The sequence below is a fragment of the Streptomyces sp. NPDC006872 genome, from assembly GCF_040635845.1.
In the GTDB taxonomy this organism is placed as follows: Bacteria; Actinomycetota; Actinomycetes; order Streptomycetales; family Streptomycetaceae; genus Streptomyces.
Map to the genome: position 1 here is coordinate 403,729 of NZ_JBEYIL010000007.1, position 15,681 is coordinate 419,409.

The following is a 15,681-nucleotide window of genomic DNA, read 5'->3' on the forward strand; positions in this document are numbered from 1 at the left end:
AGCCCCCGAATCGGTTCACGCGAACGGTCACGCGAATCGGTTCAGGCACTCCGGCTCAAGCACTTCGGCTCTGGCGCTTCGGCTCTGGCGCTTCGACTCAGGCTGGATTGTCTCCGTGGGTCAGCGTCTCCCAGGCGACGAAGAGGTTGTTGCTGCCGGCCGGACGGCTCTGCAGGGTCAGCGTCTGCGTGTTGGTCATCGCGATGCCCAGCCGGTTGTGCAGCGCGTTGTATCCGACCTCGGTGACCGGGCCGAGCCCCGTGTTCAGGGAGCCGCCGCACAGCCAGCTCGGGACGGCCGCGCCGAGCTGGTACTTGGCCTGGAAGCCGAGGGCCTGCCGCAGCCGTTCGCCGACGTCGGTGCCGTACAGGTCCTGGCCCTGGATCCGGCTGGTCTCGGCGACGTGCGAGATCGCGGAGATGCCGTAGCCGGTGTGGGTGAGGTCCCGGCAGGTCTCCTGGGTCAGCCCGGTGACGAAGGTGCCCTGCCCCTGCCAGTAGGCGACGATCTTGTCCCGGGTGTTCAGGTTCTGGCTCGGCACGGTCTTCGGCAGCTCGCCGTCGGACGCCAGGTAGACATAGGCGGCCGTGCGGGTGCGGAACGTCGCCATGGCCTTGTCGTACGACGCCCGGTCCTCGAGGAAGACGGAGATGCCGAGCGCGGCCTCCGTCATCGACAGCTCCCAGTTCCCGTTGGAGTGGGAGCCGTTGATGATCTCGGGCAGGTAGACGTCCCGCAGCATGATCGCGAAGCGGCCCGAGCCGGCCCAGCCGCCGGTGTACGTGTACTTGATGATCTCGGCGGCCCGCGGCCAGGACGAGCCCGCCCAGCCGGTCTGCAGGGGCGCGTTGCTGTTGGTGTGGTCCTTGATCACGCCGGACCAGGCGTCCATCAGCTCGATGGCCTTCTTCGCGTACCGCTCGTCCCGCGTGACGTACCAGGCGAGCGCGTCGGTGTAGGCGGCGAGGGCGTCCTCGCGCTCGTCCGTGCAGCCGTTGTTGGGGTTGGAGTAGGGCCCGCACTCGACGATCGCGCGGGGCTTGGGGGTGCGGCTCAGGTTGGCGTACTTGCTCGCCAGCAGCTGGTCGAAGGCGCCTTTCCAGGGCTGGGCCGCGGAGTCGACCTTGCCCCGGACGAAGTCCAGTTGCGCCCGGGAGACGGTGACCCCGGGATGGGCGAAGGCGGCGGGCGCGGCTTGGGCCCGGGGGACGTTCGGGGTCGCGAGAGCGCCCAGGACGAGGGCGGTGACGGTCACAAGGAATGCGGTTCGACGCACAGCGGCTCCGTTTCTTGTTCGTGTATATGAACACAGAGCGCCCTTATGAACTCAGGCGTTGAGCGGAGACCGTAGGTCCAGACCAATAGACCGTCAAGACTTCGCGCGGGAAGGAGAGGCGACCGGACACGGAAAGGGACGCGAGACGAGGAACGAGACACGGAACGGGACATGGGACGAGACATGCCAAAGGGCCGCACCCCATGAGGGGCACGGCCCTTTCAGTCGTACGGTCCGCCGTCGAACCAGGCGGCCCGGTCGAGCCGGCTATCGGACCTCGGTGATCTCCGGTCCGCGCTGCAGCTGGCCCATGCCGCCGGAGAAGCGGGAGCCCTCCTCCTGCTGCTGGACGCCCTCGGGCACCATCTGCGCGTCGTTCGGCAGCTTGAGGACGATCGGGTCCCGGGGCGCCATCGGGCCCTCGCCACGGACCACGACCGTGTCCCGGAAGATGTTCTCGAGCAGACCGGCCGCCTGCGGCTGCACCGCGCCCTGGCCCGAGATCACCCCGCGCAGGAACCAGCGGGGACCGTCCACGCCGACGAACCGCACGACGTGGAAGCCGCTCTTGCCGTCCGGCAGCTGCACCGGCACCTGGGCCCGCAGCTCCCAGCCCAGCGGACCCTCGACCTCGTCGACGATGCCGCCCTGCTGGGTGATGCCGGAGCCGATCTCCTCGCGCACCTCGCCCCAGATGCCCTCGCGCTTGGGAGCGGCGAAGGCCTGCAGCTGGATGGCGCTGTCGCGCAACACGACGGTCGCCGCGACGATCGCGTCACCGGCGACCTCGACCCGCAGTTCCATGCCGTCGACCCCGGGCACGAAGATCCCGCCGAGGTCCACGCGGCCGTCGGCCGGGTCGCGCACCTCCGAGTCGTCCCAGGGCCCGTCCGGCCGCGGCTCGGGCTCGAGCCGCACGCGCTCGCGTGCGCCCTCGTCCTCGCCCTCTACGTCGTCCGCCTCAGTGTCGACACTGTCGACGACCTGCTCGGCCTCGCCGGCCGCGTCCTCGGCGGCACCCTTCTTCTTGCGACGTCCGAACACGTCACTGTCCTTCCCGGTCGGATACGACCGAAGCGTATCGATTCCCACCCGTCGCGCCGCCCTCGGCGGCCGAACCGCTTGTACCGCTTGCGTCGCCCACGGCGGCATGCCCGCCGGTGGACCCGAAGCCCCCTGCGGCCCGCGCCGAGTCGGGAAGTTCCGCCACCTCCTGGAAGCGGACCCTCTCGACCTGCTGGACGACCAGTTGGGCAATCCGGTCGAAGCGCTCGAACCGCACGGACTCGCGCGGGTCGAGATTCACCACGATCACCTTGATCTCCCCACGGTACCCGGCATCAACCGTCCCCGGGGCATTCACGAGGGCGACGCCGCACCGTGCGGCGAGCCCCGAACGCGGGTGCACGAAGGCCGCGTACCCCTCCGGCAGGGCGATGCACACGCCCGTGGGCAGAACGGCCCGCTCGCCCGGCGCGAGTTCCCGGCTCTCCGTGGTGCGCAGATCGGCCCCCGCGTCCCCCGGGTGCTCGTACGTCGGAAGCGGTACATCGGGGTCGACGCGCCGGATCAGGACGTTCAGGGAGTCACGGCTCACGGGTTCACCTCGAAGGCACGGCTGCGCCTGATCTGGTCCGGGTCGCTCATGGCGGCCTGGATCTCCTGCTCGCGGCCGTGGCTGACGAAGTGCTCCACCGCGACCTCGACGAAGAGCGCGTCGGCACGGACGGCGACCGGACCGTCGGGGCCGCCGATCCGCCCGGTGGCGGTCGAGTAGATCTTGCGCCTGGCCACCGCGGTCACCTCGGCCTCCAGATGGAGCGTGGTGCCGACGGGCACGGGCCGTACGAAGTCGGTCTCCAGCCGTCCGGTCACGGCGATCGTCCGCAGCAGCCAGTTCAGCGAGCCCAGCGTCTCGTCCAGGGCGGTGGCCAGGATCCCGCCGTGCGCGAGACCGGGCGCGCCCTGGTGGGCGGGCTGGACGGTGAACTCGGCCGTGACGGTCACCCCCTCGCCGGCCCGCGCCTCCAGATGCAGCCCATGGGTCTGCTCGCCGCCACATCCGAAACAGTGTTCGTAGTGGGCACCGAGCAGCTCGCCGGGCGCCGGAGCGTCGGGGTGCCGAACGGGTTTCACGGCATCGGCCGGAGGCTCAAGAGCTGGGGAAGTACCACTCACAGCCGCAGACCTTACCCGCGCGTCCGGCGGATCCGGACACCGTGCCAAGCTTGGCTTCATGCAGCTCTCCGCCACCCCGTACGAAGAACGCCTCACCGCCCCCCGCTCCTGGTGGTTCGTCTCGTTCCTCGTGGGCGTCTCCATGGCCCTGATCCTGCTGCCCTTCGGCACTCTGCCGTTGCTCGGCGGCCTGGTCGGCGGCACCGCGGCCGCGGCGGTCGTGGCCAGTTCCTACGGTTCCCTCCGCATCCGCGTGGTGGGCGACTCCCTCATCGCGGGCGAGGCGAAGATCCCGGTCACGGCCCTGGGCGAGGCGGAGATCCTGGACCCGGAGGAGGCGCGCGCCTGGCGCACGTACAAGGCCGACACCCGGGCCTTCCTGCTGCTGCGCGCCTACATCCCGACGGCGCTGAAGGTCGAGGTCACCGACCCGGCCGACCCCACGCCGTATCTGTACCTGTCGACGCGGGAGCCGGAGCGCCTGGCGCAGGCCCTGAAGGCGGCACGGGAGACGACCGCCTAGCCGAAGCGCCCGGAGTCGCCGGCCGGCCCCGGCAGACCTGCGTCGGCCTCGGCAGACCTCAGCCCCGGAAGCCGGTCAGCCCCCGAGCTCTCTGGGGTTCTCGGGGTTCAAGGGGTTCTCGGGGATCTCCCCGACGGCCAGTGGATCCGCCGGCTTCTCCAGCGGCGGCAGTTCGGGCAGCTCGTCCCACGGCACCTGGATCTTCCTCAGGTCGGCCCGGACCTTCGCGGCCACCCGTCTGGTGTCCCGCCGGTTCATGACCGCTCCGACGGCGGCGCCGACCATGAACGGCATGAGGTTCGGCAGGTCGCGGACCATGCGCTTCATGATCTGCTGGCGCAGCTCGCGCTTCATCTGGCCGCCGAGCGCCGAATTGACCGACGCCGGCTTCATGACGTCGATCCCGCGTTCGCCCGACCAGGAGCGCAGGTACGCGGTACTGCGGTCCTTGAGGTTGCCAGGAGGTCGCACGCCGTAGACCTCGTGGAGTTCGGCGATCAGTTTCAGCTCGACCGCAGCGACCCCGGTGATCTCCGCGGCCAGTTCGGTCGGCATCGCGGGCGGCACGGGAAGCATCGCCGCCGCCCCGATGCCCGCTCCGACGGTGGACGTGGCGTTCGCCGCGCCCGTCACGAGCTTGTCCGCGAGTTGCTCGGGGCCGAGGCCCGGGAACTGTCTGCGGAGCGTCTGAAGGTCCCGTACGGGGATCCGCGGGGCGATCTCGATGATCCGGTCGGCGAGGTGCGCCAGCCCCGCCCTGGCGCGGTCACCGCCCTTGCGGACGCCTTCCCGGGCCAGGCCGGTGGCCTTCTCCCGGATGACCGCCGCCCGTCGCCTGGCGACGGGGGCGGCATTCCGCGTCGGCACCGGGCGGTCACCCCGGTCGGTCGCGGGTTCGAGCGAGGCCGATCCTGCAGGGATCGCTCCCTTACCGGATGAGCCTCGCTCGTCGTCACGCACGCCGTGAGGGCCACGGGAGGGCCCTTTGTCCGTTCCCCACGGGGGGAAGCGGCGCTTCCGAGGAGGGGTCGAGCCAGTCACGGCCGACCCGTCCTCAGTCGCAGTCGCGGCAGATCGGCTGACCGTTCTTCTCCCGGGCCAGCTGGCTGCGGTGGTGCACCAGGAAGCAGCTCATGCAGGTGAACTCGTCCTGCTGCTTCGGCAGCACCCGGACAGCCAACTCCTCATTGGAGAGGTCTGCACCGGGCAGCTCGAGCCCCTCCGCGGCCTCGAACTCGTCGACGTCGACTGCGGAGGCGGACTTGTCGTTCCGCCTGGCCTTCAGCTCTTCAAGGCTGTCGGAATCCACGTCGTCATCGGTCTTGCGTGGGGTGTCGTAATCGGTAGCCATTTCGCCTCTCCCCCTCTGGGTGTCTGCGGTGTCTCCAGCGCACGTAACGCGTGAGAGGCCGGACTTGTGCCCGCCTCGAGGCGGAGATTTTGCCTCACATCAAGGTCTGTTACTCAATCGACACCCAACCGAACTCCTCACGAGTGATCGGCGTGGATGGCGATCGGGACCGTACACGGTCCGAATGCCGCACTTCAAAGGCGTCTCACCGTGTACTTCCCGTGATCAGGACCCCCGAAAACCCGGATTTTCCGGGCCTTACGGCGACATTCATGATCACGGAGAGTAGATGGCCGGAAATTCGCCCTTGTGATCGATCACACACGGGAAAGCCGAGTAGGAGCCCAGAAAATTCCGCGCAAAGCGAACATCCCCGCGGGTGTCGGCGCAATGATCTCAGACAGGCAAGGTGACTCGCATCACCAGCCCACCCCCTTCACGCGGCTGGGCCGCGATATGGCCGCCGTGCGCCCGCGCCACGGACCGCACGATGGACAGGCCGAGCCCGACGCCCTTGTCGCTGCCCGTCCGCTCCGTACGCAGCCGACGGAAGGGTTCGAACAGATTATCGATCTCATAGGCCGGCACAACCGGCCCGGTGTTCGACACGACCAGGACTGCCTGGCCGTGCTGGACCTCGGTGGTCACCTCGACCCAGCCGCCCTCGGGCACGTTGTACCGTACGGCGTTCTGTACGAGGTTCAGGGCGATCCGCTCCAACAGCACGCCGTTGCCCTGGACGACCGCGGGCTTCTGCTCGCCCCGGATCACCACTCCCTTGGCCGCCGCCTCCCCGTGCACCTGATCGATTGCCTGCTCGGCGACCTCGGCCAGGTCGACCGGCTTGCGCTCGACGATCTGGTTGTCGCTGCGGGCCAGCAGCAGCAGACCCTCGACGAGCTGTTCGCTGCGCTCGTTGGTGGCCAGCAGCGTCTTGCCGAGCTGCTGCAGCTCCACCGGCGCACCGGGGTCGGAGAGGTGCACTTCGAGCAGGGTGCGGTTGATCGCGAGCGGCGTCCGCAGCTCGTGCGAGGCGTTGCCCACGAAGCGCTGCTGGGCGGTGAAGGCGCGCTGCAGCCGCTCCAGCATGTCGTCGAAGGTGTCGGCCAGCTCCTTCAGCTCGTCGTCCGGGCCGTCCAGCTCGATCCGGCGGGACAGGTCCGAGCCCGCCACCGCGCGCGCGGTGCGGGTGATCCGGCCGAGCGGCGACAGGACGCGCCCCGCCATCGCGTAGCCGAAGGCGAAGGCGATGATCGCGAGGCCGAGGAGAGCGAGCAGGGAGCGGCTGAGGAGGTTGTCCAGGGCCGCCTGGCGCCGGTGGTCGATGCAGTTGCTGATCGCCGAGTTGAACGTGTCCAGCGGAACGTTGGTCGCGTTGTTGACGGCCGGGCAGTAGGCGCTCGTGATGCTGACCTCGTTGCCGTCCACGATCTTGAACGGCGGTTGGTTGCCCGTGTTGATGGCCTGCGCGGCCAGCAGGTAGATGATCGACAGCAGCAGGATGCCCGCGATCAGGAACATCCCGCCGTACAGCAGTGTGAGGCGTATCCGGATGGTCGGACGCAGCCACGGGAGCGCGGGCTGCGGGCCCCTGGGATCCCACGTGGGTTTCGGGGGCGCCTTGGGCGGCGCGGGTGTCGCGGCCATGTCGCATCAGATCCGGTAGCCGGAACCGGGCACGGTGACGATCACCGGAGGTTCGCCCAGCTTGCGGCGCAGCGTCATGACGGTCACGCGGACGACGTTGGTGAAGGGATCGGTGTTCTCGTCCCAGGCCTTCTCGAGAAGCTGCTCCGCGGAGACCACCGCTCCCTCGCTGCGCATCAGCACCTCCAGGACGGCGAACTCCTTGGGCGCGAGCTGGACCTCCTTGCCGTCGCGGAAGACCTCGCGACGGTTGGGGTCGAGCTTGATGCCGGCGCGTTCCAGGACGGGCGGCAGCGGCACGCTGGTGCGCCGACCGAGGGCACGCACGCGTGCGATCAGCTCGCTGAAGGCGAAAGGCTTGGGGAGGTAGTCGTCGGCGCCGATCTCCAGGCCCTCTACACGGTCGCTGACGTCGCCGGAGGCGGTGAGCATCAGCACGCGCGTGGGCATGCCGAGCTCGACGATCTTGCGGCAGACGTCGTCGCCGTGCACGAGGGGGAGGTCGCGGTCGAGGACGACCACGTCGTAGTCGTTCACGCCGATGCGTTCCAGGGCGGCCGCACCGTCGTACACGACGTCGACGGCCATGGCCTCCCGGCGCAGTCCGGTGGCCACCGCATCGGCGAGCAGTTGCTCGTCCTCGACGACGAGTACGCGCACGTCGCTTGTCCTTCCTGTGTCCACCCGCGTAGCGCTCCGTGAGCGCATGCGGGCAGGGGCCTTGGTGAGTGTGGGCTTCCATCCTGCCCTTTTCGGCCATAAGTCGGCGGTAAGGCGGTGGGAGGGAGATGAAGGACGGGTGTGAAGCCCGGGAATGAGAGATTTTCTCGTCGGGTTGAGGTTTCCGTGGAAGGGAGCGGGGGGAGGACGGCTTTACACCCCGCGATCACGCTCTGCATGTGCCGCAGCACCATGCGGCACGCTGCGATCCACTTGCCGCAGAGTGGGCGTGGGTGTCCGGCACCGTCGCCGCCCGGCAGGGCAGCGCTGGGCACCTGTTGGAGACGTGATCGCCCCTTCCCAACCCGGCACACCCCCGTGCCATCGACCCATGACCCACGACCCAGGACGAGGGGGCGCAGCATGGACGCATTCACCGCAGGACTTCTGCAGCGCATAAGGGCGACCGAGTCCGACCTGACGCGGGCTCGCGACGAGGGCGACGACTTCCTCGTCGAGGTGGAGCAGGCCGAGCTCGACGACCTGCGCCGCCTCGCCGCCGAGCACGGTGTGGAGGTCGGCGCGACAAGCGTCTGAGCAGTTCGCATGACGAAGGGGCCCCGGCGAATCCAGCGCCGGGGCCCCTTCGCGTGTCCGAGCGAGGGCGGCTCAGTCGTGCCAGGCGCCGAAGTCCTCCAGCAGCCGCTGGAGGGGCTCGAAGACGCCGGGGGTGGCAGCGATCGCAAGGTCGTGTGCGGGGCGCTCTCCGGGCCGTCCACCGGTCAGCGCGCCCGCCTCCCGGGCGATCAGGTCGCCCGCCGCGAGGTCCCAGGGGTGCAGCCCGCGCTCGTAGTAGCCGTCGAGGCGGCCCGCGGCCACGTCGCACAGGTCGACCGCGGCCGAGCCGCTGCGCCGGATGTCGCGCACCAGCGGGATCAGCCGCTGGGCGACGTCGGCCTGGTGGACGCGGACCTCGGTGACGTAGTTGAAGCCGGTGGAGACCAGTGCCTGTTCGAGGGGCGCCGTCGGACGGCAGGACAGGACCCGCTCGCCCGCCCAGCCGCCTCTCCCCCGGGCCCCGCCGCCGCGCACGGCGTGGAACGTCTCGCCCCGCATCGGGATCTCGACGACCCCGACGACGGTGTCGCCGTCCTGCTCGGCGGCGATGGAGACGGCCCAGGTGGGCAGGCCGTAGAGGTAGTTGACCGTGCCGTCGAGGGGGTCGATCACCCAGCGGATGCCGCTGGTGCCCTCGTTGGAGGCGCCCTCCTCGCCGAGGAAGCCGTCCTCGGGACGGTGTTCCGAGATCAGGCCCGTGATCAGTTTCTCGGCCGCGATGTCCATCTCGGTGACCACGTCGATGGGGCTCGACTTGGTGGCGGCGACCGCGAGATCGGCCGGACGGCCGTCCCGCAGCAGCTCACCGGCCCGGCGGGCGGCTTCCCGGGCGAGTTCGAGCAGTTCCGTGTGCAGGGGGTCGGTCACGCCGTTCCTCACGCGTAGGGGCTGTCGGCGCCCGCGGCGGCGGGCTTGGGAGCGCGGGCGGGGCAGCAGCCGACCGGGCACAGGTTGTGGCTCGCGCCGAGCTCTCCGAGGGCGCACGGAGTGACCTTCACGCCGCTCTCCGCCTGCGCGCGTTCCAGGACGAGCTCGCGGATCGCGGCGGCGAAGCGCGGATCGGCGCCGACGGTGGCCGAGCGGCGCACCGGCAGGCCGAGCTCCTCCGCCTTGGCCTTGGCCTCCGTGTCGAGGTCGTAGAGGACCTCCATGTGGTCGGAGACGAAGCCGATGGGGGCCATCACGACGGCCGGGACGCCGGCCGCGTGCCGCTCCTCGAGGTGGTCGCAGATGTCCGGCTCCAGCCAGGGGATGTGCGGGGCGCCGGAGCGGGACTGGTAGACGAGCCGCCAGGGGTGGTCGACGCCCGTGCGCTCGCGGACGGCGTCGGCGACGAGCCGCGCGGTGTCCAGGTGCTGCTTCACGTACGCGCCGCCGTCGCCGTGGTCCTCCACGGGGCCGGAGGCGTCCGCGGCCGCGTTCGGGATCGAGTGGGTCGAGAAGGCGAGGTGCGCGCCGTCACGGACGTCCTCGGGAAGGTCGGCCAGCGAGCGCAGCACGCCCTCGATCATGGGTTCCAGGAAGCCGGGGTGGTTGAAGTAGTGCCGCAGCTTGTCGACCTTCGGCAGTGCGAGGCCCTCGGCCTCCAGCGCCGCGAGCGATTCGGCGAGGTTCTCGCGGTACTGACGGCAGCCGGAGTACGAGGCGTACGCGCTGGTGGCGAGGACGAGGATGCGGCGGCGGCCGTCGGCGACCATCTCGCGCAGGGTGTCCGTGAGGTACGGGGCCCAGTTGCGGTTGCCCCAGTAGATCGGCAGGTCCAGGCCGTGGTCGGCGAAGTCCTTGCGCAGAGCGTCCAGCAGGGCGCGGTTCTGGTCGTTGATGGGGCTGACCCCGCCGAAGAGGAAGTAGTGCTGCCCGACTTCCTTGAGGCGTTCCTTGGGGATGCCGCGCCCGCGCGTCACGTTCTCCAGGAACGGGACCACGTCGTCCGGGCCTTCCGGGCCGCCGAAGGAGAGCAGGAGCAGGGCGTCGTAGGGGGTGGCGTCGAGCACGTCTCGCATGAGTCGATCCTGCCACCCGCCTCCGACAGCCGGAAAACGGCGGGGGACGGACGGAGGATGGACGGGAGGACGGACGGGAGGGGCAGACGGGAGGGCCGATCTCGCACACCAGTGCGTTAGGGTTGCCTAAGTTCGTAAGCTGTATGAGCCGTATTCACGCCTTACCGGTTCCGCCGGACTCACCGCACGCGTCACCGAGTCCCGACGAACCGCCTTCCCTCACACCGCGCCGAGCCGCCACGCGCGCGTGAGCCGGACCACCGGAGACCACCGTGCCCAGCCCGTACCGCGCCCTGTTCGCCGCACCCGGCTCCAAGGGCTTCTCCGCCGCGGGGTTCCTCGGCAGGATGCCGTTGTCGATGATGGGCATCGGCGTGGTCACGATGGTCTCCCAGCTCACGGGCCGCTACGGGCTGGCGGGTGCGCTGTCGGCGACCATCGCGCTGGCGGCCGCCGCCTTCGGACCGCAGATCTCGCGTCTGGTGGACCTGCACGGTCAGCGCAGGGTGCTGCGCCCGGCGACGCTGGTCGCGCTCGCCGCCTCGGCCGGGCTGCTGCTGGCCGCGCGCTTCGAGTGGCCGGACTGGGCGCTGTTCGTGTGCGCCGCCGGCATCGGCACCGTGCCCAGCCTCGGCGCCATGATCCGGGCCCGCTGGGCGGCCGTGTACCGGGGCACCCCGCAACTGCACACGGCGTACTCCTTCGAGTCCGTGGTGGACGAGGTGTGCTTCATCTTCGGGCCGATCATCTCCATCGGTCTGTCCACCGTCTGGTTCCCGGAGGCCGGACCGCTGCTGGCGGGGTGCTTCCTGGCCGTCGGCGTCTTCTGGCTGACCGCCCAGCGGGCCACCGAGCCCGAGCCGCACCCGCGCGAGCAGCGTGCCGACGGTTCGGCACTGCGCTCGCCGGGCCTGCAGGTCCTGGTGGCCACCTTCGTGGCGACCGGAACGATCTTCGGGGCGGTCGACGTGGTCACCATCGCCTTCGCCGACGAGCAGGGCCACAAGGGCGCCGCCAGCATCGTCCTGGCGGTGTACGCGGCCGGTTCGTGCGTGGCCGGGCTCGTGTTCGGCCTGCTGCACCTCAAGGGGGCCCCGGAACGTCGCTGGCTGCTGGGCGTGTTCATGATGGGCGTGAGTATGATCCCCCTCCTACTGGTCGGAAACTTGCCGTTTCTGGCCGTGGCGCTGTTCGTTGCGGGCCTGGCCATCGCTCCCACGATGATCACCACGATGTCCCTCATCGAAGAGCACGTACCACGTGCACAACTGACCGAGGGCATGACCTGGATCAGCACCGGGCTCGCGGTCGGGGTCGCGCTCGGCTCCGCCATCGCCGGCTGGGTCATCGACGCGGCCGGGGCGCGAGCCGGGTACGGGGTTCCGGCAGTGTCCGGAGCCGTCGCGGTCGCGGTCGGTTTCCTGGGGTACCGCCGGCTGAGCAGGCCGGCTCCGGGTCGGGGAGGCACCGTTGGGCAGCACAGCGAGCGGGAAGAACGGCACGTGGCGTAACTGGGGCGGCAACGTCGCCGCACGCCCCGCGCGGGAGGTCACGCCCGCCTCCGTCGACGAACTGGCCGAGGCCGTGCGCCGGGCCGCCGAGGACGGGCTGAAGGTGAAGGCCGTCGGCAGCGGCCACTCCTTCACGTCGATCGCCGCGACGGACGGCGTGTTGATCCGCCCTCAACTGTTGACCGGCATCCGCAACATCGACCGTGACGACCTGACCGTCACGGTGGAGGCCGGCACGCCGCTCAAGAGACTCAACATGGCCCTCGCGCGCGAGGGCCTGTCGCTCACGAACATGGGCGACATCATGGAGCAGACGGTCTCCGGGGCCACCAGCACCGGCACCCACGGCACGGGCCGCGAGTCCGCGTCGATCGCCGCCCAGATCAAGGGCCTGGAACTGGTCACGGCCGACGGCTCGGTGCTCACCTGCTCCGAGAAGGAGAACCCCGAGGTCTTCGCGGCCGCCCGGATCGGCCTGGGCGCGCTCGGCATCGTCACCGCCATCACCTTCGCCGTGGAGCCGATCTTCCTGCTCACCGCGCGCGAGGAGCCGATGCCGTTCGACAAGGTCCTCGCCGACTTCGACGAACTGTGGGCGGAGAACGAGCACTTCGAGTTCTACTGGTTCCCGCACACCGGCAGCACCAACACCAAGCGCAACAACCGCAGCGCCGGCCCACGCAAGCCGGTGAGCCAGGTCGCGGGCTGGATCGAGGACGAGTTCCTCTCCAACGGCGTCTTCCAGGTGGCCCAGTGGGTCGGGCGCGCGGCGCCCGCGACGATCCCGACGATCGCCCGGGTCTCCAGCAAGGCCCTCTCCGCGCGCACCTACACCGACATCCCCTACAAGGTCTTCACCTCTCCGCGCCGGGTGCGGTTCGTGGAGATGGAGTACGCCATCCCGCGCGAGGCGGTGACCGAGACGCTGCGCGAGCTCAAGTCCATGGTCGAACGCTCGCGCCTGCGGGTCAGCTTCCCCGTGGAGGTGCGCACCGCGCCCGCCGACGACATCACCCTGTCCACCGCCTCCGGCCGCGACAGCGCGTACATCGCCGTCCACATGGTCAAGGGCGCGCCGTATCAGGGGTACTTCACCGCCGCGGAGCGCATCTTCACCGCGCACGAGGGCCGGCCGCACTGGGGCAAGGTGAACACCCGGGACGCGGAGTACTTCGCCGGTGTCTACCCGCGCTTCGGCGAGTTCACGGCGCTGCGGGACCGGCTGGATCCCGACCGCCGGTTCCAGAACGACTACTTGCGGAGGGTTCTGGGGGCGTAGCGCACTCCGGGAGCGGACTCCGCGGCCGACAGCACCCGTCACTTCGCGCGAATCAGGCCATTCGCGCATATCGGGAACCTTCGGGAGATTGCGTGAAGTACACCACCTTCAAGATCGCAAAAAGTCCGCAAGAGGCGGCCAAGTCCCACCTCTTGCCAGAAGTTGAGTGGCGCGCCAATCCACGCACGTGGCCCAAATGGAGTACTGTTGCGAGCCCTGGGCCCGGTCTCCCGCCAGGATGTCCGGAGCCTCGCCGGACCACCTGAAGGGGGGTCAGTTGCACAGGGTGATGGTGTTGGTGACTCAGCGTGGCGAATAGGTAACCGTGCCATAACGGCGAGGCAGGGCCTGTGCCCGACACGCCGGGCAACTCGGCAAGGTTGTGGCAGGCTGCACCCGGGCAGGCCACACTCGACTAGCGGAAGCAGCGACGCACGTGACGTCGGCAGGCACCACCCGGGAGGTCCCCATGCCCGAACTGCGTGTCGTGGCCGTCTCGAATGACGGCACACGGCTGGTGCTGAAGGCTGCGGACAGCACGGAGTACACGCTGCCGATCGACGAGCGTCTGCGCGCCGCCGTACGCGGCGACCGTCCCCGCCTCGGCCAGATCGAGATCGAGGTGGAGAGCCATCTCCGCCCCCGCGACATCCAGGCACGTATACGTGCCGGTGCGACCGCGGAAGAAGTCGCGCAGATGGCCGGCATCCCTGTCGACCGTGTGCGCCGCTTCGAGGGCCCCGTGCTGGCCGAGCGTGCCTTCATGGCCGAGCGGGCCCGGAAGACTCCGGTCCGTCGGCCCGGAGAGAACGCCGGGCCACAGCTCGGCGAGGCCGTCCAGGAGCGGCTGTTGCTCCGCGGCGCCGAGAAGGACACCGTCCAGTGGGACTCGTGGCGCCGCGACGACGGCACCTGGGAGGTCCTGCTGGTCTACCTGGTCGCGGGCGAACCCCACTCGGCGAGCTGGACGTACGACCCGCCCCGGCGGCTCGTCCAGGCCGTCGACGACGAGGCGCGCTCGCTCATCGGCGAGTCCGACGACCTGGCCGCCCCCGAGCCCAGCTTTCCCTTCGTCCCGCGTATCGCGCGGTTGCCCCGTGACCGTCCGCTGGACCGCACCCTCGACCGGCCGAGCCTGCCCGCCCAGCCGTCCGAGCCGACCGAGGAGAGCGCGGCCGAGCGGGAACGCGACTCGCTGACCAGTCTGTTGGAGGCGGTGCCGAGTTTCCGGGGCGACATGGTCGTCCCGGAGCGCCCGGCCGAGCCCGTCACGGAGGAGCCCGACGAGCAGGAGCCCGTCGCCGAGGAGCCCCCGGCGCCCGCCGCCTCCGCCGGTTCCGCCTACGCGGACGTCCTCATGCCGCGTTCCGTCGGAAGCCATCGCGACCGTCTCATCGGCGCCACCGACCGCCAGGCCGAGGCGGACGGCGTCCGTCCGGGCCGCCGGGCCGCGGTGCCGAGCTGGGACGAGATCGTGTTCGGCACCCGGCGGAAGAAGCAGGAGTAAGCGGCCCTCGGGCAACTCGCCCGGGGCGTCCGCCGGTTCGCGGGTTTCGGTTCGCACGACGGTACATACGTAAGGGAGGGCCGCACCTGTTCGGTGCGGCCCTCCCTTACGTGTCGGGTCACTGGGGGTCGGGGCCTACGGCGACCGGCCGGGACGGGTCCGAGGACCACTCCGACCAGGACCCGACGTACAGGGCCGCCGGGATCCCCGCGACCGCCAGCGCCAGCACCTCGTGGGCGCCGGAGACGCCCGAGCCGCAGTACACGCCGACCTCGGTGCCGTCCGACGCCCCCAGGGCCTTGAAGCGGTCCCTCAGGTCCTCGACGGGCAGAAAGCGGCCGTCCGGGCCCACATTGTCGTTCGTGGGCGCGGACACGGCGCCCGGGATGTGCCCGCCGACCCGGTCGATCGGCTCGACCTCACCCCGGTACCGCTCCCCCGCGCGGGCGTCGAACAGCACTCCGGAACGGGCGAGGGCCGCGGCCCCGTCCGCGTCGAGGAGGCCCGCGGCGCCCGGCGCCGGCTCGAAGTCGCCCTCCACGCGCGCGTGGACGTCGACCGAGAGGTCGCCCTGCCACGACGGCAACCCACCGTCGAGGACCCGCACGTCCGGGTGACCCGTCCAGCGCAGCAGCCACCACGCGCGTGCCGCCGCCCAGCCCTGTCCGCCGTCGTACACGACCACCGGACGGCCGGCCGAGACACCCGCCCGGCGCATCGCCGCGCCGAACTCCGCGAGGTCCGGCAGCGGGTGCCGGCCACCCCCGCCGGACGCTCCCGCGAGCTCCCGGTCCAGGTCCACGTAGGCAGCGCCCGGCACATGTCCGGCCCCGTAGGCGGCCCGGCCGTCGAACGGCGGCTCCCCCGTCGCCTTGGCCACGCTGAGCTGCCAGCGGACGTCGAGGACGACAGGCGGGCGGTCCCCCGCCAGGTCGCCGGCCAGTTCCGATGCGGTGATGATGGCGTTCATGCCCACCATCCTGGCGCACGGGGTGGCCCCGTCGCTCATGTCCGGCTACTCTGCTCGGCCGGACCGGCCCGATCACGAGGCGTGCGGAGTCGAGCACATGCCGTACATGCGATCGACATACAGCGACAACCGCGCGTAAACCGTTGAGAAACCCCCCA

Annotated in this window: 16 protein-coding genes; 5 read left to right on the plus strand and 11 right to left on the minus strand. The window is 70.5% G+C overall.

What is annotated here, in order from left to right; genetic code table 11:
* Positions 1-97: 97 nt before the first annotated feature.
* From ABZ725_RS22935 to ABZ725_RS22950, 4 genes are all read right to left on the minus strand, one after another.
* On the minus strand, positions 98-1,276 hold the full coding sequence (locus ABZ725_RS22935; protein WP_358804440.1) for an alginate lyase family protein: 1,179 nt from the start codon (positions 1,274-1,276) through the stop codon (positions 98-100).
* A 267-nt stretch (positions 1,277-1,543) separates the two neighbouring features.
* A complete protein-coding gene (locus ABZ725_RS22940; protein WP_351909637.1) occupies positions 1,544-2,320 on the minus strand; it encodes a DUF3710 domain-containing protein in 777 nt (258 codons plus the stop codon).
* 1 nt (position 2,321) lies between these two features.
* Complete coding sequence (gene dut, locus ABZ725_RS22945) at positions 2,322-2,873, minus strand: dUTP diphosphatase (RefSeq protein ID WP_358804441.1); 552 nt, start codon at positions 2,871-2,873, stop codon at positions 2,322-2,324.
* Complete coding sequence (locus tag ABZ725_RS22950) at positions 2,870-3,454, minus strand: PaaI family thioesterase (RefSeq protein ID WP_351909633.1); 585 nt, start codon at positions 3,452-3,454, stop codon at positions 2,870-2,872. The genes dut and ABZ725_RS22950 overlap by 4 nt, the downstream gene beginning before the upstream one ends.
* A gap of 58 nt (positions 3,455-3,512) precedes the next feature.
* Between ABZ725_RS22950 and ABZ725_RS22955 the strand changes: the two genes are divergently transcribed.
* Complete coding sequence (locus ABZ725_RS22955) at positions 3,513-3,977, plus strand: DUF3093 domain-containing protein (RefSeq protein WP_358804442.1); 465 nt, start codon at positions 3,513-3,515, stop codon at positions 3,975-3,977.
* 75 nt (positions 3,978-4,052) lie between these two features.
* Here the strand turns inward: ABZ725_RS22955 and ABZ725_RS22960 are convergent, their stop codons facing one another.
* The 4 genes from ABZ725_RS22960 to ABZ725_RS22975 all read right to left on the minus strand — a co-directional run bounded on the left by ABZ725_RS22960 (position 4,053) and on the right by ABZ725_RS22975 (position 7,635).
* Entirely contained in the window at positions 4,053-5,018 is a 966-nt protein-coding gene (locus ABZ725_RS22960) for a hypothetical protein (protein ID WP_358804443.1), read from the minus strand.
* A 13-nt stretch (positions 5,019-5,031) separates the two neighbouring features.
* Complete coding sequence (locus tag ABZ725_RS22965; RefSeq protein ID WP_003993510.1) at positions 5,032-5,328, minus strand: DUF4193 domain-containing protein; 297 nt, start codon at positions 5,326-5,328, stop codon at positions 5,032-5,034.
* A 396-nt stretch (positions 5,329-5,724) separates the two neighbouring features.
* Positions 5,725-6,975 carry a HAMP domain-containing sensor histidine kinase gene (locus ABZ725_RS22970; protein ID WP_351909627.1) on the minus strand — a complete coding sequence of 417 codons (1,251 nt, stop codon included), beginning with the start codon at positions 6,973-6,975 and terminating at the stop codon, positions 5,725-5,727.
* Between the two features lie 6 nt (positions 6,976-6,981).
* Positions 6,982-7,635 (minus strand): response regulator transcription factor, encoded by a 654-nt coding sequence (locus tag ABZ725_RS22975; RefSeq protein WP_003993508.1) that lies wholly within the window; start codon positions 7,633-7,635, stop codon positions 6,982-6,984.
* Positions 7,636-8,058: 423 nt separating this feature from the next.
* Between ABZ725_RS22975 and ABZ725_RS22980 the strand changes: the two genes are divergently transcribed.
* Positions 8,059-8,232, plus strand: a complete 174-nt coding sequence (locus ABZ725_RS22980) for a hypothetical protein (RefSeq protein ID WP_351909625.1) — start codon at positions 8,059-8,061, stop codon at positions 8,230-8,232.
* Between the two features lie 72 nt (positions 8,233-8,304).
* Here the strand turns inward: ABZ725_RS22980 and ABZ725_RS22985 are convergent, their stop codons facing one another.
* Both ABZ725_RS22985 and ABZ725_RS22990 read right to left on the minus strand, forming a co-directional pair.
* Positions 8,305-9,120: an inositol monophosphatase family protein gene (locus tag ABZ725_RS22985; RefSeq protein WP_351909623.1), complete on the minus strand. Its 816-nt coding sequence runs from the start codon at positions 9,118-9,120 to the stop codon at positions 8,305-8,307.
* 8 nt (positions 9,121-9,128) lie between these two features.
* On the minus strand, positions 9,129-10,256 hold the full coding sequence (locus ABZ725_RS22990) for a ferrochelatase (protein ID WP_358804444.1): 1,128 nt from the start codon (positions 10,254-10,256) through the stop codon (positions 9,129-9,131).
* A gap of 272 nt (positions 10,257-10,528) precedes the next feature.
* Between ABZ725_RS22990 and ABZ725_RS22995 the strand changes: the two genes are divergently transcribed.
* The 3 genes from ABZ725_RS22995 (at position 10,529) to sepH (ending at position 14,553) form a co-directional block, all read left to right on the plus strand.
* On the plus strand, positions 10,529-11,767 hold the full coding sequence (locus ABZ725_RS22995) for an MFS transporter (RefSeq protein WP_358804445.1): 1,239 nt from the start codon (positions 10,529-10,531) through the stop codon (positions 11,765-11,767).
* Positions 11,727-13,046 (plus strand): D-arabinono-1,4-lactone oxidase, encoded by a 1,320-nt coding sequence (locus ABZ725_RS23000; protein ID WP_358804446.1) that lies wholly within the window; start codon positions 11,727-11,729, stop codon positions 13,044-13,046. Before ABZ725_RS22995 ends, ABZ725_RS23000 begins: the two co-directional genes overlap by 41 nt.
* Before the next feature lie 469 nt (positions 13,047-13,515).
* Positions 13,516-14,553 carry a septation protein SepH gene (sepH, locus tag ABZ725_RS23005; RefSeq protein WP_351909615.1) on the plus strand — a complete coding sequence of 346 codons (1,038 nt, stop codon included), beginning with the start codon at positions 13,516-13,518 and terminating at the stop codon, positions 14,551-14,553.
* 118 nt (positions 14,554-14,671) lie between these two features.
* Here sepH and ABZ725_RS23010 read toward each other — a convergent pair whose 3' ends face one another.
* On the minus strand, positions 14,672-15,523 hold the full coding sequence (locus ABZ725_RS23010) for a sulfurtransferase (protein ID WP_358804447.1): 852 nt from the start codon (positions 15,521-15,523) through the stop codon (positions 14,672-14,674).
* Positions 15,524-15,681: the final 158 nt, after the last annotated feature.

Excerpts from the sequence above, each read along its gene's own strand:
- ABZ725_RS22955 (WP_358804442.1), top strand. The coding sequence starts at position 3,513 with ATGCAGCTCTCCGCCACCCCGTACGAAGAACGCCTCACCGCCCCCCGC.
- ABZ725_RS22965 (WP_003993510.1), bottom strand. The coding sequence starts at position 5,328 with ATGGCTACCGATTACGACACCCCACGCAAGACCGATGACGACGTGGAT.
- ABZ725_RS22970 (WP_351909627.1), bottom strand. The coding sequence starts at position 6,975 with ATGGCCGCGACACCCGCGCCGCCCAAGGCGCCCCCGAAACCCACGTGG.
- ABZ725_RS22980 (WP_351909625.1), top strand. The coding sequence starts at position 8,059 with ATGGACGCATTCACCGCAGGACTTCTGCAGCGCATAAGGGCGACCGAG.
- ABZ725_RS22990 (WP_358804444.1), bottom strand. The coding sequence starts at position 10,256 with ATGCGAGACGTGCTCGACGCCACCCCCTACGACGCCCTGCTCCTGCTC.
- sepH (WP_351909615.1), top strand. The coding sequence starts at position 13,516 with ATGCCCGAACTGCGTGTCGTGGCCGTCTCGAATGACGGCACACGGCTG.
- ABZ725_RS23010 (WP_358804447.1), bottom strand. The coding sequence starts at position 15,523 with ATGAACGCCATCATCACCGCATCGGAACTGGCCGGCGACCTGGCGGGG.